Origin of the sequence: Pontibacter fetidus (assembly GCF_010119545.1) — a bacterium.
Taxonomy (GTDB): Bacteria; Bacteroidota; Bacteroidia; order Cytophagales; family Hymenobacteraceae; genus Pontibacter; species Pontibacter fetidus.
The window spans coordinates 1-23,466 of record NZ_JAAEAA010000002.1 but is presented as its reverse complement, the minus strand read 5'-3'; the positions used below and the strand labels follow the sequence as shown (position 1 = coordinate 23,466).

Here is a 23,466-nt window from a genome sequence, read left to right as displayed (position 1 = left end):
TACGCCCTTATGCGGCGTACCACTTATTTGCTAACCATACTGTCTGTGGTGCTGCTGGTGTATGCACATGGCGTGGTAGAAAGCCCGGTAACACTGCGTTACCTGTTTTATGCCATCGATGCTATACTTGCGGTTTTCGTGCTTATTTATTTCCTCCGCATCCTGTATGCCTTCGAGCGTATAAAATTCCTAAAACGTACCTGGTTTGAAGGTATTCTGATGCTGATCATCCTGGTCAACCAGGTAGGGACATATTTATTAGATATCCCGGTAGTTTATAACGTTTTCGAAAGTATAGGTATACCCCTTTCGGTAGAGTTTTACCGGCTACTGGTGTCGTTATACATGTTGGGGCTGCTTATTATCGAGCTCCTCGAAACCAAGGTACACCTTAAAGCCCTGCGTTTACAGCCTTCCACCACATTTATCATGAGTTTCCTGTTCCTGATATTTGCAGGAGCTGGCCTGTTTATGTTACCGAAAATGACCAATGCCCCCGAGGGTATGCGCTTTATTGACGCACTTTTTGTAGCTACCAGTGCATCGTGCGTTACAGGGCTTTCGGTGGTGGACCCAGGCACTTACTTCACTTTTTCGGGGCAGGTGGTGTTGCTGCTGCTGATACAGCTGGGCGGGTTGGGTATTGTTACGTTTGCCACTTTTTTTGCATCCCTGATGCGCCAGGGTGTAGGCATAAAACAGTATGTGGCCATGCACGAACTGCTGGAAGGCGAATCGCTTTTCTCCTCTAAAGGGTTGCTGCGACAACTGGTATACTTAACTTTCCTGATCGAAGGGATAGGGGCGCTGCTTGTTTTTATGACCTGGGGCCCAAACGTGCAGTTTGATAACCTGGGAAGTAAAATCTTTTATTCGGTTTTTCATGCGGTGTCGGCTTTTTGCAATGCAGGTTTCTCGCTTTACCCGGCAGGGCTTTATACCGAGCCGGTTCGGTTCTCTTATATCATGCACCTCGTTATCGCCTTCCTTATTATTTTCGGAGGTATCGGTTTCCCTACCATCCTAGATGTACTGTCGCCGAAAGCCATGCGCGCACGTATGGATGCACCCTGGAAAAACTGGAAACTGATGTCGCGAATAACCATTTATACTTCGGCAGCCCTGATCGCCATTGGTACTGTCGGTTTCTTTCTGCTGGAATATTTTAATACGCTTTCTACCTTAAGCTTCGGAGAAGCACTCGTGGCTTCCTTTTTCCAGTCTGTTTCTACGCGAACTGCCGGCTTTAATACCGTTGATATTTCGTTGCTTACTACGCCTACCATGTTGATGTTCATTTTCCTGATGTTTATCGGGGCATCGCCGGGCTCAACAGGTGGAGGTATAAAAACAACAACATTCGTGGTTATTTTGCTGGCGGTGTCGGCAACTATACGCAATAAAAAATACCTCGAAATCGGTAACCGGACCATACCGCATTCGGTGGCCTACAAGGCTTTTTCCGTTTTTGTGTTTGCTGCGCTGCTTAATATGTTATTCCTGTTCATTCTCACTATTTCGGACCCGAAATTTGATATTATAAGGCTGGCACTAGAGCAGGTTTCGGCTTTTGCTACAGTAGGTTATAGCACTGGTATAACTGCTGGCTTTTCAGATGTGGGGAAAACAGTGCTGATCTTATCAATGTATATTGGTAGGGTAGGTACGCTTACACTTGCCCTGGCACTCAGTACCAGAACTATAGCCGCAGACTACAAATACCCTCAAACGCACCTGGCAGTGGGATAAAATAGTTAGAAAGTTGGGAAGTTTGGAAGTTAGAAAGTGATGGAATCATAAATAATAAAGGCCTGCAATTTTGCAGGCCTTTATTATTTATGATCAGAAAGTTTAAATTATACCTGAGTTATCAAACTCCTAAACTTTCTAACCTTCTAACTTCCAAACTTTCTAACTTCTATACTCTTTCACTGTTTGTACGAAGCATTTTACTTTTTCCGGGTCGGTATCCGGGTACACGCCGTGGCCCAGGTTGGCGATGTGGCGCTGCGGTCCGAATTCCTGTAGCATTTTCTTGGTCTCTTTTTCTATAGTTTCGAAAGAGCTGTAAAGCAGGCATGGGTCCATGTTACCTTGCAGGGTTTTGTTCGGGCCAACCTGTGCTCTCGATTTTGCAATTTCCATGTTCCAGTCCAGACCGATGGTTTCGCAGTTCAGTTTAGAGAAATCTTCTAAAGCAAAGAAAGCACCTTTGGCAAATACAGTTACCGGTACGTTGCGGATAGCGTTGCAAATCTCTGAAATGTATGGCAAGGAGAACTCGCGGTAATGCGCCGGAGTAAGTATACCGGCCCACGAATCGAAGACCTGGATTAAGTTTGCACCGGCCTCCACCTGCGCCTGCAAGTAAGCTATAGTTGTATCGGTTATCATGCGGAGCAACTGGTGCGCCAACTGTGGGTTGGTATACAACATGCCACGCGCATGCGAGAATGTTTTAGAACCGCTGCCTTCAACCATGTAAGCCAATATAGTCCAGGGTGCTCCGGCAAAACCGATTAGTGGCACACGGCCGTTCAGGGCTTTTTTAGTAACCTTAATAGCATCCAGTACATAATGCAAATGCTCATGCGGGTCGGCTACTCTAAGTTTTTTCAGGTCTGCTTCCGTGCGGATTGTATTCGGGAACCAAGGTCCGCGCTTTTCTACCATTTCGTAGGTGCAGCCCATTGCTTCAGGCACCACTAAAATATCCGAGAAGATAATAGCAGCATCTACATCCAGTATATCAACAGGTTGTATAGTTACTTCAGCGGCCAGTTCCGGGGTTTCTACCAGTTCCTTAAATCCGCTCAGGCTTTCGCGTACAGCTCTGTATTCAGGTAAAATTCTGCCGGCTTGGCGCATCAGCCATACCGGGGTGCGCTCAACAGGTTCTCCTTTGGCAGCTCTTAAAAGCAGGTCGTTCTTCAATTGCATAGCGCAAAGATAAGCTAATTTGCCGATTGTGTGAAGGTGATTGTTATCACCAAACTATAGGAGGTGTTTACCGGATAGTGTACTACTTGGTTTTGAAAGATAACAATTATAGTTGGCCGGCGATGAGAACTTATAGTTTAGCTTCCGGTAAAGAATAGCGCCTGTATACCTGAAACTATAAAGTTAACGCCCAGCGCCAGCACAATAAAACCCATTATCCGGGACAGGGCAGACAAACCGGCTTTACCCAAAAAACGAAGTAGGCTGTGCGAAAAAATAAGGATGAGGCAACTAACAGTAGCTACCAGTAAAATTGCCAGCACAATCAGGCCCAGTTCTGTATAGTTCATAGTAGGCTTGTACATGCCAATGCACACAGCAATGGCTCCGGGCCCCGAAAGCATAGGCATAGCCAGTGGCGTAAACGAAATATCTTCTTTATGCAGGCTTTCTTTTACGACGCCTTTCGAGACCTTTTTGCCCCGGTGCGCTTTGCTGGATAGCAACTCAAACCCGGCTTTTAGTATCATCAGTCCGCCGGCAATGCGCAGGTCGTGTATCCGAAGTCCGAAAAAAGCCAGCACATACTGCCCCGCTAGAAAGAAAACAATCAGGATAAGGGCCATGTAAATACAGGCTCTCAGGGCTTGTTGTTTCTGGTCTGAGGATGCGTCGTCGTGGGTGAGGGTAAGAAATACGGGCATTGCCCCAAACGGATTTACGACCGTAAATAATGCCGTAAATGTGGCCAGTAGGATATCCATGTTGTGCTTTTTATAGCACAAAAGTATAGCCCCGACATTACGCCATAGTTACGGTTGTGTTGCTGAATAATTAAGGTTTAAACTATACTTACCGCCCCGTAAAGAACAGCGCATTGATAGCCGAAACTATAAAGTTAACCCCGATTGAAAGCGTAATAAAACCCATGATGCGGGAAAGTGCCGACAAACCTGCTTTGCCCATAAAGCGCGTAAGCTGGTGCGAGAAACGCAGAATGATATAGCTAACTATAGCCAGCAATACTATAGATACAAGTATAAGGCCCATATCGAGGTAAGATAACGAAGTAGTATACATGGCAATACTTACAGCTATGGCGCCAGGCCCGGAAAGCATTGGCATAGCCAGTGGTGTAAACGAAATATCTTCTTTATGCTGGCTTTCTTCTACCACTTCCGGGGATATTTTCTTTTTGCTGGCGCCCGGGCTCAACAGTTCAAAACCAGCCCGCATAATCATCAGTCCGCCGGCAATGCGCAGGTCGTGGATACGGATGCCGAAAAAGTTTAGCACATACTGCCCCGCCAGGAAAAACACGGCCAAAATACCGACCATGTACAGACAAGCTTTCAGGGCCTGCTGGTTTCGGTGCACGGGTGTATCGTCCTGGGTAAGCGTAAGAAAGACCGGCATGGCACCGAACGGGTTTACGACAGAAAATAAAGCAGAAAAAGTGGCAAGAATAATTTCCATTAAAAGTTGTGCGGTTTCAGAAAAAGTTAAGCTATCAATATAAGGCTTTGCGTATATAATTCAAAGTCTATCTTGTTGTAGCTGCATATTACTATAGTTGGGGCAGGTAGGTTTAACTATAATCCTTATTTTTGAGGAACAATCACCCAAATAACCCATCTATGAAAGGAGAAGTAAAGCTTGGTATACTTGGCGGCGGACAACTGGGCCGTATGCTGATGCAGGCCGGGCTCGATTTTAATATCTACACTTTAGTGCTGGACCCCGACGAGAATGCACCTTGTAAGGACATCTGTAACGAGTTTTTTGTAGGCAGTTTCCGCGATTTCGATACGGTGTATGAGTTTGGTAAGCAGTGCGATATTTTAACTATAGAAATTGAACACGTAAATGCCAATGCCCTGGAAAAACTGGAGCAGGAAGGCGTTAAAGTTTACCCGGATGCCAAAACCGTTCGCACCATTCAGGATAAAGGTCTACAGAAAGAGTTCTTCAGCAAGCACAACATCCCGACATCAGACTTCAAGATTTTAGCTGATAAAACGGAGCTTGAACAAAATATCGACTTTTTGCCTGCGTTTCAGAAGCTGCGCCGCGAAGGGTATGATGGGAGAGGCGTTACCCGATTAACAAGCGAAGCCGATTTCGGGAAGGCCTTTGAAGAGCCAAGTGTGCTGGAAAAGCTGGTAGATTTTGAAAAAGAGATTTCGGTTATAGTTGCCCGCAATGCCAACGGCGAAGTAACGGCTTTCCCGGTTGTAGAGCTGAGTTTCCACCCGGAGCATAACCTGGTTGATTCGCTTTTTGCACCTGCCAATGTAGCCTACAAACTACAGCGCCACGCCATAGAAATTGCCACCCGCGTTATTGAAGCGTTTGATATGGTTGGTATACTGGCCGTTGAAATGTTCCTTACTAAAGACGGGCTTATATTGGTAAATGAAGTAGCCCCGCGTCCGCACAACAGTGGGCACCATACGATAAAGGCAAACTATACCTCGCAATACGAGCAGCACCTGCGCGCTATACTTAGCCTGCCATTGGGCTCTACTGAAATACAAAGCGCTGCCGTCATGCTAAACCTGCTGGGCGAGCCCGGCTTTGATGGCGAAGCGAAATACGAAGGGCTGCAGGAAGCGCTGGCCGTACCAGGCGTTTACATACACCTTTACGGTAAAAAGTATACAAGACCAGCGCGAAAAATGGGACACATCACCGTACTGGGGCAAACTATAGAAGAAGCGCAGCAGCGTGCCGAACAAATAAAAAACGTAATAAAAGTAAAAGCATAAAACCATGGCCGAGCAAACTACACCTACACAACCCTTAGTTGGTATCATCATGGGCAGCCAGTCTGACCTTAAGATTATGGATGCCGCTGCTGAAATACTGGAAACACTGGGCGTGCCATATGAGCTAACTATAGTTTCGGCGCACCGCACGCCGCACCGCATGTTTGAGTACGCCGAGCAAGCCCGTAAAAAAGGCCTGAAAGTGATTATAGCTGGAGCCGGTGGTGCTGCACATTTGCCAGGCATGGTAGCATCGCTTACTACTTTGCCGGTTATTGGCGTGCCTGTAAAATCAAGTAACTCTATCGATGGCTGGGATTCGGTGTTGTCTATATTGCAGATGCCGGGTGGCGTGCCTGTTGCAACTGTAGCGTTGGATGGCGCCTTAAACGCAGGTATATTGGCTGCCCAGATCATCGGAACAACTAATGCCGCCGTAGCTGATAAACTAGAGAAGTATAAAACCGGGCTGAAAGATAAAGTAATGCGCTCTGTAGATGAACTGAAGCGCGGTGACCGGGACCTGGATTAAGTAGTAAAGTTCTGCAGAAGCCATGGCAACTTTAATTAAAGTGAACTTAGCTTTTGCAGAACTAATTTGCCCCTCAAACTATAGGCAGTACACACAATTTTGCCCTATAAGCCTAAGCTCTTCTGGTTAATTGGTAAAATCCGGTGCTGTTCAAAAAGTATAATATAACAATAGCTCAGGCCTTTGCCAGAAATCTCCCATCAAGTCGTCAAAAGGCGTTCTGCCCTTTGTAAATAGCCCTTCTATAGTTTTCTCCGACACCAGCTCTTGCAAGCTACCATCTCTGTTTTATACAAGGAATGTATAATACAGTAATTATAAAATGTAATAATTAAAATTAATTTTATAATTATTTTAGCAAGTTTTGCGTATGCTTTAGGTAAGGTGCAGAGTAAATCCCTCGTTATTTAAACCAATTTTGCGCGTTTTAGAGAACAGCTTATCAAGAAACGAAAGTAGTTTGAAGCAGTACGATCTTCTTTATTATGTAAAAAAAATTAAAAAGCAGCTCAGGGGACCATTTCGCTATGGTACTCCGGAATTCTTTGATCGTGCCAATCTCCTCGCCCGCCTGAACCAGGTAAAATATCTTGTACAGGACTATGTTATCAAACCAAAGTATAAAACGATAGAGTACAGGCAGGAATTTCAGCAGGAATTAATCTTTGCATTGCCCTTTGCCTACTGGCATTTCCTGAACGGTACATTAAAAAATACTATATCCTCTAAATTTACCAAAGAGCTTTACTTTTTTAGTGAAGGGCACGAGGAAAAGTATGAGATGCGCATCTGCAAATTGCCACGCGAGCACTACCAGGTCCCAAACCTGTACCATAGTAAAAAAATTTATTTTGATAAGTGGGCCCGGGTGCCTCTTAAGCAGCATTACGCCAACAACCTATTCGTTTTTAGCAAACCTATGTTAGTAATTGCTAACAAGTATAACACAGAATGGGGGCGGAAACCGGTAAATTACCTGAGTATGCCGGTTATCGATGAAGTTTTGGCGCGGTTCAGCAATAAATACCAGATAGTTTATAACCGGCCCAAACCTGACCAGATAGTAATGGACAACAGCGAAGTGCTGGATATGAATGACTTTGAACTCATCAAAAAAAATTACCCGGACGTGTTGCTGGCCGAAGACCTGTATGTAAAGTACCGGTACCAGTTTAATAACTATAACCATTTTCAGTTGATGCTGTACGCAAATTGCGACCGTTTTTTGTCGGTACACGGCGGAACAGCCGCCCTGGCCAGTTATTTTGGGGGTAAGAACATTATATTCTCCAGGCGGGGGCACGAGCATAACTACAAAGAGTTTGAAACTATATTTCCGGTTTTATCCGGTGCAGAAATTTATCACGCAAAAAGTGAGAAGGATATCTTTAAGTTTCTGGAAGCGCATTACTAAACTATAAGCCTTGTTTATTACAGACTGAACTGCAAGCGGAATTTTAAAAGCAGCGCTTTATGAACCGGGAGTTTGTGTGTGAAATAGTGTGAAATGTGTTGTTTTTTTAGGGTTGCAGCTTCCTTAATCTTAACTATATCTCTATTTACATTCTCTTTGGCAAGTATAGCATACGTGATTTTATCAAGCTCTTTAAGGCACGCTACTATACTGCTTACACTTTTTTCTGCAAGTAACGGTTTATAGTTATATCGGAAACACTCCACAAAACTATGGGGGATACGATAGCTCTGGCCGGTAAAATATTTCAAATTGGCCAGTATCTGATTCAATTCTGCCTGGCTGTATTCTTGCTGTTTCAGGTTGGTGCTGGTACTGTTGCTGTTAAGCCTGTAGTGTAGTAAAATGTCTGGCAACACATGCAGTTTATGCTGTCGGGCTAACCTGCACCATAGTTCATAATCTTCGGCGTAAGGCAGTTTATACATACCTGCCGCCTCTATAATGCTTTTACGGTACATAACACTTGGGTGGTAAATAGCGCAAAAGAACGTAAGGTTATAGTAAGTGTAGTCACTTTCCGGTTTATCTTCCCAACGTATACTTCCTTCTTCTGAAATAGTAGCCGTACGTGAGCCAACAAGGCAGCACTCGGGGTAGGCTTGCATAAACTCATATTGTTTACGCAGGCGCTCCGGTAAACTGATGTCATCGGCATCCATACGGGCAATAAGGTCTGTTGTGGCCAGGGTAATGCCTTTGTTTAAGGTAGCCGTTATGCCCAGGTTCCTCTCGTTCCTAACCAAACGGATACGGTTATCGGTATAGGATTGTACAATGGCTACACTGTTGTCCGTTGATCCATCATCAATTATCAGTAGTTCAAGGTCAGAGAAAGACTGTTGCAGGATACTATCTATAGCCACCGCCAAAAACTTCTCAGCATTATACACAGGCATCAGAACGGTTATCTCGGGCATACTATAGCGCTTTTTGCTGTTGCTTAATGTATTGCTTTATAGTACCAGGCAGGACCCTGGCTATCCATTTTTTTGCTTTTTGTGGGGCCTTTTTTGTAAGGTAATAAAGTACGGGAGAATGATATGGCAGCAAAGCTATACGAAGCAGTTTATCAACTTCAGGGTATTGTACAGGTTGCGATTTGAGGTATACTTTCAACCACTCCAGAAATATTCGTCGTTCCTGCTTATAGTTACCAGTTTGATGCGACGTATGCACCAGCGATTCAGGCCGTTGGCGATAGCGGTTTTGCACAACAGAGGAAATATAAACAGGCTCGTGCAGGTATAACTTAACAAGTAGGGTCTGGTCATCATACATGCCTTTAAAGTCGTTAGCAAATCCGCAAAGCTTTACAATTGCTTCTTTTTTCACCAGCGTTCCGCAGATGCAGGGGGCAGCACCACGGCCCAGCGGATATAGGTCTAGCAAAAGAGAGGGAGGTGAGAAAGATTTGTCTTGTGTGGTGCCTACAGGTTTTGTTACATCGCTATAGTTCTTTTTGCGCCAGCTGCTCCAATACTCCGTTGCCTGGCAAACCATAGCTACAGGGTATTGGCTAAGTATAGCTAACTGGCTGGTCAGGTAATTCGGTAACCAGGTATCATCAGCATCCAGAAAAGCAATATATTCCCCCGTAGATTTCTCAATTGCTACATTACGACTGAAACTGGCCCCTTTGTTCTGGTGGTTGTCGTGCTCAAAGTAAAAAATCTTATCAGGGTATGTTGCTGCATAGTGTTTAGCTATAGAGGTACTTTTATCCGCTGCCCCATCATCTACCAACAGCAATTCCCAGTTAGTGTGGTGCTGCTGCAATACGCTTTGTATGGTTTCTTCAATGTAGCGCTCAACATTCAGGAAACAGGTAACTATAGAAACCTTTTGTGATGCTGCCATTTGTTATTTTTCCAGGTTATACCAATACATCAGCTTTTTATTCAATACATTGCTATCCCAGTTCTGTACCAGAAACCTGCCTAATTTATACGTATGGCTGTTGTTTCTTACTGGCTTAGCTTCAGTTGTAAAAGCTGCCTCCAGGCCTAGTTCAGAAACTACAGCTAGCGTATCGGAGTTATAGTTTCCATAGGGGTAAGCCAGCATATTTACTTTTTTAGCGAGCGCCTGCGCCAGGTATAGTTGGTTGTCGTGTATGTTTTTATGTTGGGCATGAGCCGGATGACTTGCCAGAGCCAGGTGGTTAGCGGTGTGCAAACCTATATCCAGTATCCCGGTCGTTGTCATTTCCTGCAACTCAGCTAAAGTTATAGTTCTGTAGGCAGCGCGCTCTTTCATTTCTGTGTCTGCTGCCTGCCGGATTTGCTGTATGATGTGCTTTTGCTGGCTATAGTTCAGGGGTTTAAGTAAAAAGTATAGTTGCAGGTACAACTTGCTTCTTACACTTACTGGCTGCGAGCTTTCTGCTTTCCAGGTGCTGTGCAGTGCCCTCAGTTCGTTGTTCAGTCTGGTTTCGTTTCCTAGATCAACTTCATACGGCCTGCCATCTATAGGTAGCGATATTCGCCCGGTACGCATGTCTGTATGTAAAAGCAGGTGTTCTAACTCATCCCACCAAAACTCGGTTGGCTGACCTATATGCCCCGATGAAATAAAAAAGGTAGCAGGTAAATCATACTTTTCCAGTAATGGTTTCGCTACCTGGTAATTATCGGCATAGCCATCGTCGAAGGTAATAGCTATAGTTTTGTTGGGTATAGTTTTACGCTTCAGCGATGCGACAAGGGTTTGCAACGGAACAACTTGCCAGTTTTTTTTAAGCAATTGCAGGTGTTGTTCAAAATTTTCAGGAGTTACCGCACAGTTCCATACATCCGATACAGGAGCAGCTACCCGGTGGTATAGCAGTACCAATGCCCGGGGGGCAAATATGTTTCGTATCCGATGTAGTATTGTTTTTTTCAAAGCATTATCCTTTTACAGCTTTTGCAGTAATTATAACCTGGTAGTGCGGATCCTGGTGGTCGAGTTGCGCTATAGTTAACTCCTGTAAGCCCATGCCATACAGAAAAGCAGCAGCGGTATATACATTTCCCAAGGCATTTACTTTTATAGTGCCGCCTGTAAAAGTATCTTCCAGTAAGCGCAAAACCGACTTATCCGTAAACGACCAGTACCAGGTATCTTTCCAGATCCCCTGATCGATGGGCGTAATGCCCGGCGTAGTCAATAACAATGCTCCGCTTGGTTTTAAAATTCTGTAACAGGTGGCCAGCGCTGCTTTAAAATCATAAATCAGGTGTAAGGTCTGCGTCAGTATAATACAATCAAATGTGTTATCGGGTATGTCGGGTGCTTGGCTCAGGTCACCTATTATTGTGGCAGCTGGGTTGGTGTTATCTATATGTAAAATGTCGCTTTGAGTAACATTGCTGCCGCCATACTGCCGGGTGTAGGTATCGTCGCCAATTTCCAGTATTCTTCCTTTAATGCAGCCAGCCTCTTTTGCTAAAAAGTGCTCAATGTAATACCTGTCCACGGGGCCGCCGCGGTCGTACCCGAAACGGGTGCTAAAAGGCGATTGCCGTAAAAAATCACCAGGATTTACATTACCCACCGGTGGGGTAAAGCGCTTAATGTAATTGGCTTTATGCAGCCACCGTAATGCAGGAATGGGTGCATGCTGTTTTAAAAGAGATTTTAATCCACGGGAGAGCAAAGCAGGCAGGTATTTAAGATAAAGCTTAGGACTGTATTTCAGGAGCATAAGCTGGTTATCGGTTGTTGGTCGGGCCTGTTTGCTTTGTAATTTCTTGTAAAGTTTTTTGCAGTAATAGTTTTTCCAGGCTCGGTGGCTGGCAGCATAATCAAATCTTTCGGTACCATCAGCTATAGTTTGCTGATGCCTTTTTACCACTGTAAGCGCATTCTGAAGCATCCAGGGGATGTTGGCAGACATGTTTTGTTTGTGTATGCGGTATGCCGCTATTTTATCGGAATGGTGATGAACGGGATACTTGAGCGTGATCTTTAAGTATAGATCATAATCCTCGCAAGATGTTAGGGTTGTATCAAAAACAAATTCATCAAAGATCTTTTTCCTGAAAAGTACGGTGGCGATCATGCATATATAGTTGCCCTGAAGCATACGTTTGTAATGATCGGATTTTACCGTGTGGCCTCCCGCGGCAATTCTGTTTTCCTGGATGTATACATAATCATACAAGCCTGAAACAAACGCCAGTTCTTTCATTTGCTGCAGGTAAGCAGCATTTACCTCCAGCCCCCTGGGGTATAACCAGTCATCAGCATCCAGGAAAAGAATGTATTCGCCCTTGCTGTGTTCAACGCCTTTGTTTCTGGCCGCAGACAGCCCCTGGTTTTGCTGGTATACATACCTTACACCTGCATATTTTGCTGCTATAGCTCTTGTATTATCCGTTGAGCCATCATCTATCACTATAATTTCAGTGTGCGGGTATGTCTGGTTTAAGACGCTTTCTATAGCTTTTGACAGATACTGGGCATGGTTATAACAAGGTATAACTACAGTGATCAATTTTTTTTCTTCAGTTGCAGTTAAAGGCATAAACCAGCGTACATTAAGCAGTTTTAAAGTAGTTAGCCTGTTATTTATAGTTAGTTAATTGTGCAGGGTAGTCTCATACTGCTTTAACTTAAAAGGCAGTTTGGGCCTGACGGCTCCGGTCCATTTACCATACCACTGTATATTTTCCCGGTAATCTGCCAGTTCAAACGAAATACACTCTTCAAAACTGTATAGTATTACCGAAGTGTCGCGCAATATCAAAATTGAAATGTAGTAGGAGCCATCGTTCAAGAAGTTGCCCGGAATAAGGCATTCTGCTTCAACTATACCTTTATGGCAGGTAATAGCAGGGGCGGGCACATCAAAAATACAGTCTCCGCCATAGGTAAACAGGTGAAGCCCCATACTTAGCACAAGGTTGTCTGTCATGTTCCAGAACTTTATGCGCACCAGTAGCGGCACGCGTATATCCAGCGGGGCATCAGCATCTGTTACCTGCGGAATCAGTTCTACAGCATGCATCCGTATCCATTCATTTCCCGGGGCTTCAGCTTTAATATGCCAGGTTTGTTTTAGCTTCTGCTTTTTAACGTCAGATAAATAACTGTTTATAACTCCTGAAACCGGTCCGTTTGCCATTAACTTTCCGTTATTAAGCCAGATGGCTTTGTCGCACAGGTTTTTTACGGCCTGCATGCTATGGCTTACGAAAAGTATAGTTCGGCCATCAGCCTGAGATACCTCGCGCATTTTGCCCAGGCATTTTTTCTGAAAGTCAGCGTCACCAACTGCCAGTACTTCATCCACAATCAAAATATCGGGTTCTAAGTGTGCTGCTACAGCAAAAGCCAACCGCACATACATACCCGAAGAGTAGCGTTTTACAGGTGTGTCTATAAAATCTTCAATTCCCGAAAAAGCAACTATTTCATCAAACTTGGCGGTAACTTCTGCTTTGCTCATCCCAAGTATATAGCCACTAATAAAAATATTCTCTCGGCCGGTGAGTTCTTTGTTGAAACCTGTGCCTACTTCCAGCAGGCTGCTTACTTTGCCTCTGCCTTTTATGCTGCCTGTAGTTGGTTTTGTAATCCGTGATATAATTTTAAGCAGGGTAGATTTACCGGAACCGTTACTACCTATAATGCCGATAGACTCGCCCTGTAGTACATCAAAGCTGACATCTTTTAATGCCCAGATATAATTTCTGTTTTTGTTGTTCTGGTTAACGGTCGCCAGGTCGAAGAATGGGTCTTGTTTGCGAAGCATATGCCGGTTCCACCATTTCTGCATGTCCTGACGGAAAGAGCCTGTACCTATAGTTCCCAGGTGGTATAGTTTAGAAATGTTCTCTACCTGTATAATTTTATCTGCCATACTATACACTGTCTATCAACCTATCGCCCTGTTTGTTGAATAAAACCAAAGCTGCTATAAAGAAGACAACCGTAAAAAGTATGCTGCCTGCTAACTGGAGCAACGAAACCGTGCCTTCGCCTAACAACGATAACCTGAAAACCTCGAATAAAGGCACCAAGGGATTGAGCTGCACCAACCAGCGTACGTTGTCCGGGACTGACGCTAAGGGGTAGATTACAGGTGTTACGAACATCAGCAGCCGCACACCCAGGTTAATAACATAGCTTAAGTCGCGGTATTTGGCCGTTAACACAGAAAAGAATAAGCCCATGCCCATCGCCAGCACTGCCGTTGTAACTATAGCCACCGGAAACCAAAGTATAGCTATAGTTAGTGTATAGTTCAGATCCTGAAACAGCCAATAGTATGCGATTAGCAGAAACAGGAGCAGCAGTTGTATAAAGAAACTATAAAGTTCAGTGCTTACTACTGAAAGGGGCATAACTATACGCGGGAAATATACTTTGCTGAAAACCTGGATATTATCTTTAAACGTTGTGGCTGTACTTGTAAAGCTCCCACTAAAAAAGCTCCAGAGAATAATACCTGAGAAATAGAATAAAACGGGAGGTAAATTTCCTGTTGGGATACGGGCAACTTTACCGAATACAATAATGTAGGTAACCAGCGTAAGAAGCGAAGGAAAAAGTATCCAGAAGGGGCCCAACACAGTTTGCTGATACCGCAATAAAAAATTACGCTTCACCAACCCAGCCAGCAGATACCGGAACGACCATAACTCGTTCATGCTATTGCCCCAATAGCTGGTTTTGCTTGTAATTTCCCATTCCCAAGGTATCTTACTATCAGGCATATGTTTGCAGGATCTAAAGCTATGGTGGCAAAAATGATTAATATTTAATTATTTTTACAATTATTAGTATATATACGCCTTTTGAGTGCGAAAGCCTGCTTGGGAAGCAAATAAATATTAGAGTAGCATGTAGCCTAAGTAACTGTGCCTCTCTTAAACTATAGTTTCTGCTTCAGGCTCTTATAACTATAGCTGCGCTGCTTTTATATATTTTAACCCGGAAGTAAGGTGGGAAAAGTGCCGGGTAAATTTAATTCTGAACAGGAGAGAGCATCCAGTTAAGGCAAGCGACCTACCCGCAAAAATAAAAATCCCCGGCAGCCAGGCTACCGGGGATTTTTAAACTATACATAAGTTAATGTTAAGCCACTTTCAACTGCTTTAAGCTTGATTTCTCGAACTTCTCACGGGCATAATCACCGGTAATAAGCAGGTCGTGTGTTCCTTCTTCAGATGGCAGGTCAAACATGGCATCTGTCATAATGCCTTCGCAGATAGAACGCAGACCACGGGCACCAAGTTTATATTCAGCAGCTTTCTCAACGATATATTCCAATGCACTTTCATCGAAGCTCAGGTTAATGTTTTCCATCTCAAACAGGCGCTTGTACTGCTTCACGATAGAATTCTTAGGCTCCAGAAGTATCAATCTCAGGGTTTCTTTATCAAGCGGGTCAAGGTGCGTAAGTACAGGCAAACGTCCGATCAACTCCGGTATCAGGCCAAAGTTTTTCAGGTCTTGCGCCGACAGGTATTTCAGGAAGTTTTCACCTTCTTCGTTATCATCCTGCTTCGATTTAGAGAAACCAATTGGGCGGGTGTTCAAACGGTTTTTGATCAGTCTGTCGATACCTACAAAGGCGCCACCACAAATAAACAGGATGTTTTCTGTGTTTACCGTAATCATTTTCTGTTCCGGGTGCTTGCGTCCACCCTGTGGTGGCACGTTTACTACCGTACCTTCCAGTAACTTAAGCAGGGCCTGCTGCACACCTTCGCCGCTCACATCACGGGTTATAGATGGGTTATCGCTCTTACGGGCAATCTTGTCAATCTCATCAATATAAACTATACCACGTTCAGCAGCTTCTACATTGTAGTCAGCGGCCTGCAATAAACGGGTCAGTATGCTTTCTACATCTTCGCCTACGTAACCAGCCTCAGTAAGTACAGTAGCATCGGCAATACAGAAAGGAACCTGCAGAATACCGGCCATCATACGGGCCAGGTAGGTTTTACCTGTACCGGTTTCGCCTACCATTATAATGTTCGATTTCTCGATCACTACATCCTCGTTCTCGCTGTGCTGCATCAGGCGCTTGTAATGGTTATACACCGCTACAGACATTACCTTCTTCGCATCATCCTGGCCAACCACAAACTGATCCAGATATTGCTTCATCTCCCGCGGTTTCATTAAATTAAACTTAGGGCTGCGACTGCTGGCTCTGATCTTATTCTCTTCGTTCAGTATCTGTTGTGCCTGTCCGATACATCTGTCGCAGATGTGCGCGTTTATACCGGAGATCATTACTGATACATCCTTCTTGTTTTTGCCACAAAATGAGCACGTAATCTCAGCCATAAGTTTAAGTTGTTCCGGGGAATTAGGAGCGAATATTTCCTCGCTCAAAACAAAGGTACAAAATTGGAAGTTTAATAAAACATAAAAAATTTAACAAAGCCTGCACTTATACCTAAAAATATGCCTATAAATTAAAGAATTTATATTACTATATTTTAAATTAAGTTGCTGATAATCAACAAGCTATAGTTGCAAGGTATCCACACAGCCCTGTTGATAAATTGTTTGGCTTTCTTTCACTTTTCAGCTAAGGCTATAGTTGCTTCTCTTCCAGACCCTGTTTTAAACCGCAGAAAACATAAAACCCACTCCGGCAACGGAGTGGGTTTATACTTAGAGTTACCCCTTAAAGGTTACTGTTTCTTACGGGTCAGCACTTCGTCAATCAGACCAAACTCTTTTGCTTCTTCGGCACGCATCCAGTAGTCACGCTCCGAGTTATCGTAAATATCCTGGTACGATTTGCCTGAGTGCTGCGCCAGGATCTCGTAAAGCTCTTTCTTCAGTTTCAGGATCTCACGGGCTGTTATCTCGATATCGGTGGCCTGGCCTTGTGCACCACCCATTGGCTGGTGAATCATAACGCGGGCATGTGGCAAAGCAGAACGCTTGTCTTTAGCACCACCTGCCAGCAACACGGCACCCATACTGGCAGCCAGACCTGTACAAATTGTAGCTACATCAGGGTTTACATACTGCATGGTATCGTAAATACCCAGACCAGCATACACTGAGCCACCCGGCGAGTTAATATATAACAGAATGTCCTTTTTCGCGTCAGCTGACTCCAGGAACAGTAACTGGGCTGTGATGATATTCGCGATAAAATCATCTACCTGTGTGCCCAGGAAAATAATGCGGTCCATGATCAGTCGCGAGAAAACGTCGATCTCACGGAAGTTGGTAGGGCGTTCTTCAATTACCGAGCGCGTCATGCTCTCGATGTTGTGCATTGCCTTACCTTCTATGTGATGGATATATTGGTCTACGCCCAGTCCGCTCAGGCCCTGGCCTTTTACAGCGAATTTACGGAACTCGTCTTTGTTAAACATCATAGTTGTTTGTGTTACGGTTTTGTCAAAAATAAAAAAGTCCTTTAAAAACTAAAGGACTTTTTTGATAATATATTACTTAATCGTTTTTTAGAACGATAAGTTTTTGAAGTCCTCTGTAGAGATGGTTTTCTCTACAACAGTCATCTTTTCTTTTAGTTTAGCAAGCACCTTCTCGGCCAGTAGCTGCTCGTACTCGTTAATATAGTTACGGCCGTTGTCCTGCTGCAGGTACTGCTGTGCATAGTTATTCATGCTTTCAGCAAGCTCCTCAGGAATTTCCGGCATGTTGAACTGCGCCATCATCTTCTCCTTCGTGCTGTTTACTACCTCTTCGTTCGTAACTTTCAGCTCGTTCTCTTCCACAACCTTGTTCTTGATCATCGACCACTTCAACTCCTTGGTGTATTTGTCAAAGTTCTCTTCGATCTGCTCCGTAGTTAAACGGCCTTCGTTTGTAACCTGTAACCAACGCTTAAAGAAGTCAGCCGGTAGTTCGATGTTCAGGTTATCAACCAGTGTATCGATGATGTTGCGGTTAAGCACGTTATCAGCTTCACGGTCGTAGTTCTCTTTGATCGTCTCACGGATCTTGGCATCAAAGTCTTCCTGCGTAGTTACTGCATCTTTACCAAAAAGTTTATCGAAAAGTTCTTGGTTCAGTTCAGCTTCTTCTGTGCGGTTGATTTTCTCTACTGTAAATTCAAATTCGCCGTTCAGGTCAGCAGTTACTTCTTTGCTTAAACCGGTTACGTGTGCAAGGGCTGCATTGTCATCACCGAAAGCCTTACGGATATCGAATTTAACAACATCACCTGCTTTAACACCGATAAACTGCTCTTTGCCAGCCACTACACGGTTAGTAGGGATAAGTGTTTTTGACTCAAACTCACCATCAACCTGCTTCAGATCACCATAAATAAAGTCACCTTCTTCAGATGTTTCAGGGTTAGTGGTTTTACCGAACTGGCGCTTGATGTTTTCGTAAGCTTCGTCAATTGTTTTCTGGTCAACCTCAACTGCGTAACCCTCTACGCTCTTATCCAGCGGAAGGTTAAAAGCAGGAAGTAAACCAACTGCATACGTGAATTCGAAATCTTTCTGGTTGTCCCAGTCAATCTCAGCCTGGCTTGGCTCCGGAAGTGGCTCGCCCAGTAGCTTTACATCGTTATCTTTAATATACTTAGAGATTTCTTCCTGAAGCAATTTGTTGATTTGCTCTACCAGGATGCTCTTGCCGTACATTTTCTTAACAAGTCCGGCAGGCACTTTACCAGGTCTGAAACCTTTGATCTGTGCTTTTTTGCTAAATTCTTTTACCTGCTGGTCAACTTTAGAAGCGTAATCTGCTTCTTCCAGAGCCACCTTCAGTTGCGCATTTGTGCTGTCGGTTTGGTTTAATGTAATATTCAAGGCTATAATTTTTTAATTTGGTACATCCAGTAATAACAAACCCCCAACATGACTGCTGAGGGTTTATTTGTGTTGTGCGGATGGAGGGACTCGAACCCCCATGCCTCGCAGCGCTAGATCCTAAGTCTAGTGCGTCTACCAATTTCGCCACATCCGCATAATGTGTGCTTGTTTGTAATGATGATGCAAAATTACAACGCAGATTCTTATTTGCAATACCTGCCTCAAAAAAAAGTCAATATTTTTTCAGGGGTTATAGGTAACGGCTTAAGTATGTTTTATTTAGATCGTAAATTATTTTTACCAGTGGCGCTGTAGTGTTGTAAACCATAACCTAGCCCGACTTTCAACTGCAGGTTTGTATTCGTGTTTGTAGCGATAGTTGGCAGCTTTTAAAAGGCGCTATTGAAAGCAGCTTTTTATCCTGTATATTTGAAACTTAGTATGGCTACTGCTGTTTTATACATATATAAGTAAAGTGTGTACGCCTGCATAGTGGATACCCGCTTTTTCTGATACCCTACATAGTACTATGATCGATCCGGAAGCAGAACGCAAAGAGATCTTACGACTTTACAGAAGATTACTTCGGCACGCAAAACCCTTCTTAAAGGATAATGATGCCAAAATAATAAAGAAGGCCTTTAATGCATCGGTAGAGGCACATAAAGATATGCGCCGTAAATCTGGCGAGCCTTATATTTACCACCCCATAGCAGTCGCCCAGATTGCTGTAGAAGAAATTGGTTTGGGTACTACATCTATAGTTGCCGCACTGCTGCACGATGTAGTAGAAGATACTGAACTGGAGATTGAAGACATTGAGCGTGACTTCGGGCCAAGCGTAGCGCGTATCATTGAAGGGCTTACAAAGATCTCGGGTGTTTTTGATTATGGCTCTTCGCAGCAGGCCGAGAACTTCCGTAAAATGCTGCTTACCCTCAGCGACGATGTGCGGGTTATACTTATAAAGCTGGCCGACCGCCTGCACAACATGCGTACCCTGGACAGCATGCCGCGCCACAAGCAGCTCAAGATCGCGTCTGAGACCATGTACCTGTATGCCCCGTTGGCACACCGCCTGGGCTTGTATGCTATTAAATCGGAGCTGGAAGACCTATACTTAAAGTATACCGACACGGATACTTATAAAGATATCTCCAACAAGATCCGCCAGACACGCAGTGCACGCAGCAAATTTATAAAAGACTTTATTTCGCCAATAGAGGAGGAACTGGATAAGCATGGCTTTAAATTCAATATTAAAGGCAGGCCTAAGTCTATTTACTCTATCCTTAAAAAGATAAAGAAACAGAACATTACGTTCGAGGAAGTATACGACCTGTTTGCGATACGCATTATATTGGATGTGCCGCTGGAAAACGAAAAAGCTGCATGCTGGCAGGTATACTCTATCATTACAGACTTTTACCAGCCTAACCCGGACCGCCTCCGCGACTGGGTAAACACACCAAAAGCAAATGGCTACGAATCGCTGCACACAACGGTAATGAGTAAGTCTGGGCAATGGGTAGAAGTACAGATACGCACCAAGCGTATGGATGAGATTGCAGAACGTGGATATGCAGCGCACTGGAAGTATAAAGATGGGCCTGGCTCAGAGTCTGGCTTGGAACAATGGATAAACAAAGTGCGCGACATGCTGGAGAACAACACCGGCAATGCCCTTGAGTTTATGGATGAGTTCCGCAAAAACCTTTTCGTAGAAGAGGTGTTTGTGTTTACACCCAAAGGCGAGCTAATTATTCTTCCGGATAAAGCTACTGCCTTGGATTTTGCTTTTGAGATACATAGCCAGATAGGACTGCAATGCCTGGGTGCAAAGGTTAACCAAAAACTGGTGCCACTAAGCTATAGGTTATATAACGGCGATCAGGTCGAGATCCTGACATCTCAAAAACAAAAGCCAAACGAAGAATGGCTGAACTATGCCGTTACATCAAAAGCCAGGGCACGCATAAAAGAAGCCCTTCGGGAAGAGCGTAAGCATAGATCAGAACAAGGTAAAGTGTTGCTGGATAAGCGCCTGTCTCAGTTAAAGATGGCTGATACGCAGGCAAACCTGAACAAGCTGATGGCCTTCTTTAATGTACCTACTGTGCAGGATCTATACTATCATCTGGCAACCGGGTACATCGACCCTAAAAACATAAAAGAGGTAATCTTTACTGCCACTGCCGAAAAAGGCAGCTCTACCTTAGACCCTAAAAGTTTTGACAGGGAAGTGCAGAAAATACGCGGCGTAAACTCTGATATGTTGGTGATAGGGGAGAAAACCTCTAACATGAACTATAAGATATCCAGCTGCTGTAACCCGATACCTGGCGATGATGTGTTTGGGTTTGAGACCGGCGACGACGATATTGAGATACACCGTACCAACTGCCTTCGGGCCATAGAACTGATGTCCAACTATGGTAACCGTATAGTTCGCGCCAAATGGACAGATCAGAAAGAACTTGCTTTCCTGGCAGGTATCCGCATTAAAGGAACCGACAGGGTCGGTTTAGTAAATGACCTGACACGCATTATCTCCAACAGCTTAAAGGTAAACATGCGCTCTATAACTATAGATTCGCACGACGGTATATTTGAAGGGAATATCATGGTGTTCGTAAACGATACCGACCACCTGGATAAACTGATACAGCGGATGGGCAAAGTGAACGGTATACTTACCGTAGAGCGTTTCGATTAAGACAGGCAGCCAACTATAAAAAAGAATATGGCATTAAATCCTATAAAATTTGAAGAGGTAAAGAAGATTTTTACCGCTTACCTCGAAAGCAAGGGGCTTCGCAAAACACCGGAGCGCTATGCTATACTTGAGGAGATTTATTCGCGCGACGGTCACTTTGATGTGGAGTCGCTTTACATAAGTATGAAAAACAAAAACTACCGCGTGAGCCGGGCAACTGTGTATAATACCCTGGACCTGCTGGTAGAAAACGATTTGGTAAGCAAGCATCAGTTTGGCCGTAACCTGGCACAGTACGAAAAATCGTACGGGTACCGCCAGCACGACCATGTGATCTGTACAGAGTGCCATAAAGTGGTTGAATTTTGCGATCCAAGGGTACATCAGATCCAAACAATGGTGGGCGAACTGTTAAATTTTCATATCTTGCACCATTCTCTAAACCTTTACGGTGTTTGCGGCGACTGCCGCGCTAAAAAAGCAACCGAGGAGCAGAAACATGAAGTACCAGACAGAGCTTAAAGATGATTTGCTATTTGTACGGCTTGAGGGCGACCTGGTAGCCGGCAAAGATACACAGCAAATGATCGAGGAAGTAGACGTAATACAGGACGGAAAAGCCTTGCTTTGTGCTATTGACCTTTCTAATGTCAGGTTCATGGATAGCAGTGGAATGGGTGTACTGGTATCGTTGCTTACAAAATTCAGAAACAGGGGCGGTGAGCTGGTGCTCATCAAGCCATCCGATCATATCCGTAAACTGCTGATCGTTACTAAGCTCAATGCTATTTTCACGATTGCTGAAAACGACGATTACGCAGCACAGTTCTTAAAAGAGTCAATTTACTAACAATTAGATGGCAGTTGATATTTTATTAGGGTTACAGTGGGGAGACGAAGGCAAAGGCAAGATCGTTGACGTACTGGCACCAACCTATGACATTGTAGCCCGTTTTCAGGGAGGTCCTAATGCAGGACATACGTTAGAGTTTGAAGGCACCAAACATGTACTTCACCAGATCCCTTCCGGTATTTTCCATCCGCACATCCAGAACATTATTGGTAACGGCGTAGTGCTCGATCCAATTGTGTTCCGCACTGAGATGGCAAAGCTGCAGGACCGCGGCGTTGATGCATCCATTAATCTGTACATTTCTAAAAAAGCCTCCCTTATTCTTCCGTCTCACAAAGTATTGGATAGAGTATCAGAAGAAGCCTTAGGAAGCGGAAAGATCGGGTCGACACTAAAAGGTATAGGCCCAACTTACCAAGATAAAATTGGTCGTGTAGGCTTACGAGTTGGCGATATCCTGGCTGATGATTTTAAGGATCGCTATAATAGACTAGTAGAGCGCCACCGCAAAACGGTAGAGTTCTATGGCCAGACCATGGACTTAGGTGAGCAGGAAGAGTTATTCTTTGAAGCTGTGGCCTACTTGCGCACGTTGAAACTGGCAGATACCGAATACCTGATTAATAATGCTCTGCAAGAGGGCAAGCGCATATTAGCTGAAGGTGCCCAGGGATCTTTGCTGGATGTAGATTTCGGAACGTATCCGTTTGTAACATCATCTACAACTATGGTTGCAGGTGCCTGCACAGGTTTAGGCGTTGCACCTAAATACATTGGCGAAGTGTATGGTATCTTTAAAGCATATTGTACGCGTGTGGGAAGCGGACCATTTCCAACAGAACTCTCGGATGAAGTAGGAGAAGAAATCAGAAAAGCAGGACGCGAGTTCGGTGCTACTACAGGTCGTCCACGTCGTTGTGGTTGGGTAGACCTACCTACTTTAAAATATAGCATCATGCTGAATGGCGTAACGCAGTTGAACATGATGAAAGCAGACGTGCTTACTGACTTTGAGACTATAAAAGTTTGTACACACTATAAATTAGCCTCAGGAGAAATTACAGATCAGTTGCCACATTCTTTGGAGGAGCACATTGAGCCTATATATGAGGAATTGCCAGGCTGGAGGGTCGACCTAAATAAAATAGAATCGATAGATGAACTACCTGAAGCATTCAAGAATTACCTGTCTTATATAGAGTCTCATTTAAATGTTCCGATAACTATAGTTTCAGTAGGGCCGGATAGAAAGAGTACACTGAAAAGAGAAGCCGTAAAAGCTTAAGCTTGCATAATAATTGACCCGTCCTAAAATAAGTTGACAGGTTTTACGATGATTTTAGAGAACCTGTGGGCATTAGCTCACAGGTTTTTTGATGTACCTGCTGTGGTGTACACATTTTCAGGCTCAGGTGAGGCCTTCGGG

At 44.2% G+C, this 23,466-nt stretch carries 20 protein-coding genes and 1 tRNA gene; 8 read left to right on the top strand and 13 right to left on the bottom strand.

The annotated features are described in order from the left end of the window. Positions 1-9 precede the first annotated feature (9 nt). Positions 10-1,749 carry a TrkH family potassium uptake protein gene (locus tag GWO68_RS01315; protein WP_235941894.1) on the top strand — a complete coding sequence of 580 codons (1,740 nt, stop codon included), beginning with the start codon at positions 10-12 and terminating at the stop codon, positions 1,747-1,749. A gap of 162 nt (positions 1,750-1,911) precedes the next feature. Here the strand turns inward: GWO68_RS01315 and hemE are convergent, their stop codons facing one another. From hemE to GWO68_RS01300, 3 genes are all read right to left on the bottom strand, one after another. Next, positions 1,912-2,940 (bottom strand): uroporphyrinogen decarboxylase, encoded by a 1,029-nt coding sequence (gene hemE / locus GWO68_RS01310; protein ID WP_162344605.1) that lies wholly within the window; start codon positions 2,938-2,940, stop codon positions 1,912-1,914. A 137-nt stretch (positions 2,941-3,077) separates the two neighbouring features. After that, positions 3,078-3,704, bottom strand: coding sequence for a MarC family NAAT transporter (locus GWO68_RS01305; protein WP_162344604.1), 627 nt, complete (start codon positions 3,702-3,704; stop codon positions 3,078-3,080). Positions 3,705-3,792: 88 nt separating this feature from the next. After that, complete coding sequence (locus GWO68_RS01300; protein ID WP_162344603.1) at positions 3,793-4,416, bottom strand: MarC family NAAT transporter; 624 nt, start codon at positions 4,414-4,416, stop codon at positions 3,793-3,795. A gap of 161 nt (positions 4,417-4,577) precedes the next feature. Between GWO68_RS01300 and GWO68_RS01295 the strand changes: the two genes are divergently transcribed. From GWO68_RS01295 to GWO68_RS01285, 3 genes are all read left to right on the top strand, one after another. Further along, a complete protein-coding gene (locus tag GWO68_RS01295) occupies positions 4,578-5,708 on the top strand; it encodes a 5-(carboxyamino)imidazole ribonucleotide synthase (protein ID WP_162344602.1) in 1,131 nt (376 codons plus the stop codon). 4 nt (positions 5,709-5,712) lie between these two features. Next, on the top strand, positions 5,713-6,240 hold the full coding sequence (gene purE, locus GWO68_RS01290; RefSeq protein WP_162344601.1) for a 5-(carboxyamino)imidazole ribonucleotide mutase: 528 nt from the start codon (positions 5,713-5,715) through the stop codon (positions 6,238-6,240). Positions 6,241-6,700: 460 nt separating this feature from the next. Next, positions 6,701-7,654: a hypothetical protein gene (locus tag GWO68_RS01285; protein ID WP_162344600.1), complete on the top strand. Its 954-nt coding sequence runs from the start codon at positions 6,701-6,703 to the stop codon at positions 7,652-7,654. Positions 7,655-7,671: 17 nt separating this feature from the next. Here the strand turns inward: GWO68_RS01285 and GWO68_RS01280 are convergent, their stop codons facing one another. The 10 genes from GWO68_RS01280 to GWO68_RS01235 form a co-directional block, all read right to left on the bottom strand. After that, a complete protein-coding gene (locus GWO68_RS01280; RefSeq protein ID WP_162344599.1) occupies positions 7,672-8,634 on the bottom strand; it encodes a glycosyltransferase family 2 protein in 963 nt (320 codons plus the stop codon). A gap of 1 nt (position 8,635) precedes the next feature. Further along, the gene (locus tag GWO68_RS01275; protein WP_162344598.1) at positions 8,636-9,574 is read right to left on the bottom strand and encodes a glycosyltransferase family 2 protein; all 939 of its coding nucleotides are present in this window, start codon (positions 9,572-9,574) and stop codon (positions 8,636-8,638) included. A 3-nt stretch (positions 9,575-9,577) separates the two neighbouring features. Then, positions 9,578-10,600 (bottom strand): polysaccharide deacetylase family protein, encoded by a 1,023-nt coding sequence (locus GWO68_RS01270; RefSeq protein ID WP_162344597.1) that lies wholly within the window; start codon positions 10,598-10,600, stop codon positions 9,578-9,580. A 4-nt stretch (positions 10,601-10,604) separates the two neighbouring features. Further along, the gene (locus GWO68_RS01265; RefSeq protein WP_162344596.1) at positions 10,605-12,224 is read right to left on the bottom strand and encodes a glycosyltransferase; all 1,620 of its coding nucleotides are present in this window, start codon (positions 12,222-12,224) and stop codon (positions 10,605-10,607) included. 54 nt (positions 12,225-12,278) lie between these two features. Continuing rightward, the gene (locus GWO68_RS01260; RefSeq protein ID WP_162344595.1) at positions 12,279-13,562 is read right to left on the bottom strand and encodes an ABC transporter ATP-binding protein; all 1,284 of its coding nucleotides are present in this window, start codon (positions 13,560-13,562) and stop codon (positions 12,279-12,281) included. 1 nt (position 13,563) lies between these two features. Then, positions 13,564-14,418, bottom strand: coding sequence for an ABC transporter permease (locus tag GWO68_RS01255; RefSeq protein ID WP_162344594.1), 855 nt, complete (start codon positions 14,416-14,418; stop codon positions 13,564-13,566). 361 nt (positions 14,419-14,779) lie between these two features. Continuing rightward, entirely contained in the window at positions 14,780-16,003 is a 1,224-nt protein-coding gene (clpX, locus tag GWO68_RS01250) for an ATP-dependent Clp protease ATP-binding subunit ClpX (RefSeq protein WP_162344593.1), read from the bottom strand. Positions 16,004-16,356: 353 nt separating this feature from the next. Continuing rightward, a complete protein-coding gene (locus tag GWO68_RS01245) occupies positions 16,357-17,055 on the bottom strand; it encodes a ClpP family protease (protein WP_262887469.1) in 699 nt (232 codons plus the stop codon). A gap of 90 nt (positions 17,056-17,145) precedes the next feature. Beyond that, positions 17,146-18,468, bottom strand: coding sequence for a trigger factor (gene tig / locus GWO68_RS01240; RefSeq protein WP_162344591.1), 1,323 nt, complete (start codon positions 18,466-18,468; stop codon positions 17,146-17,148). Positions 18,469-18,543: 75 nt separating this feature from the next. Then, positions 18,544-18,625 (bottom strand) — tRNA-Leu (locus GWO68_RS01235). 375 nt (positions 18,626-19,000) lie between these two features. Here GWO68_RS01235 and GWO68_RS01230 point away from each other — a divergent pair. Genes GWO68_RS01230 through GWO68_RS01215 form a run of 4 tightly spaced genes read left to right on the top strand, consistent with a single transcriptional unit; the run spans position 19,001 to position 23,325 of the window. Further along, positions 19,001-21,187, top strand: a complete 2,187-nt coding sequence (locus tag GWO68_RS01230) for a RelA/SpoT family protein (protein ID WP_162344590.1) — start codon at positions 19,001-19,003, stop codon at positions 21,185-21,187. Between the two features lie 27 nt (positions 21,188-21,214). Further along, positions 21,215-21,709, top strand: a complete 495-nt coding sequence (locus GWO68_RS01225; protein ID WP_162344589.1) for a Fur family transcriptional regulator — start codon at positions 21,215-21,217, stop codon at positions 21,707-21,709. Next, positions 21,687-22,037 carry an STAS domain-containing protein gene (locus tag GWO68_RS01220; protein WP_162344588.1) on the top strand — a complete coding sequence of 117 codons (351 nt, stop codon included), beginning with the start codon at positions 21,687-21,689 and terminating at the stop codon, positions 22,035-22,037. The genes GWO68_RS01225 and GWO68_RS01220 overlap by 23 nt, the downstream gene beginning before the upstream one ends. Before the next feature lie 7 nt (positions 22,038-22,044). Further along, positions 22,045-23,325 carry an adenylosuccinate synthase gene (locus GWO68_RS01215; RefSeq protein ID WP_162344587.1) on the top strand — a complete coding sequence of 427 codons (1,281 nt, stop codon included), beginning with the start codon at positions 22,045-22,047 and terminating at the stop codon, positions 23,323-23,325. The last annotated feature ends 141 nt before the right edge of the window (positions 23,326-23,466 follow it).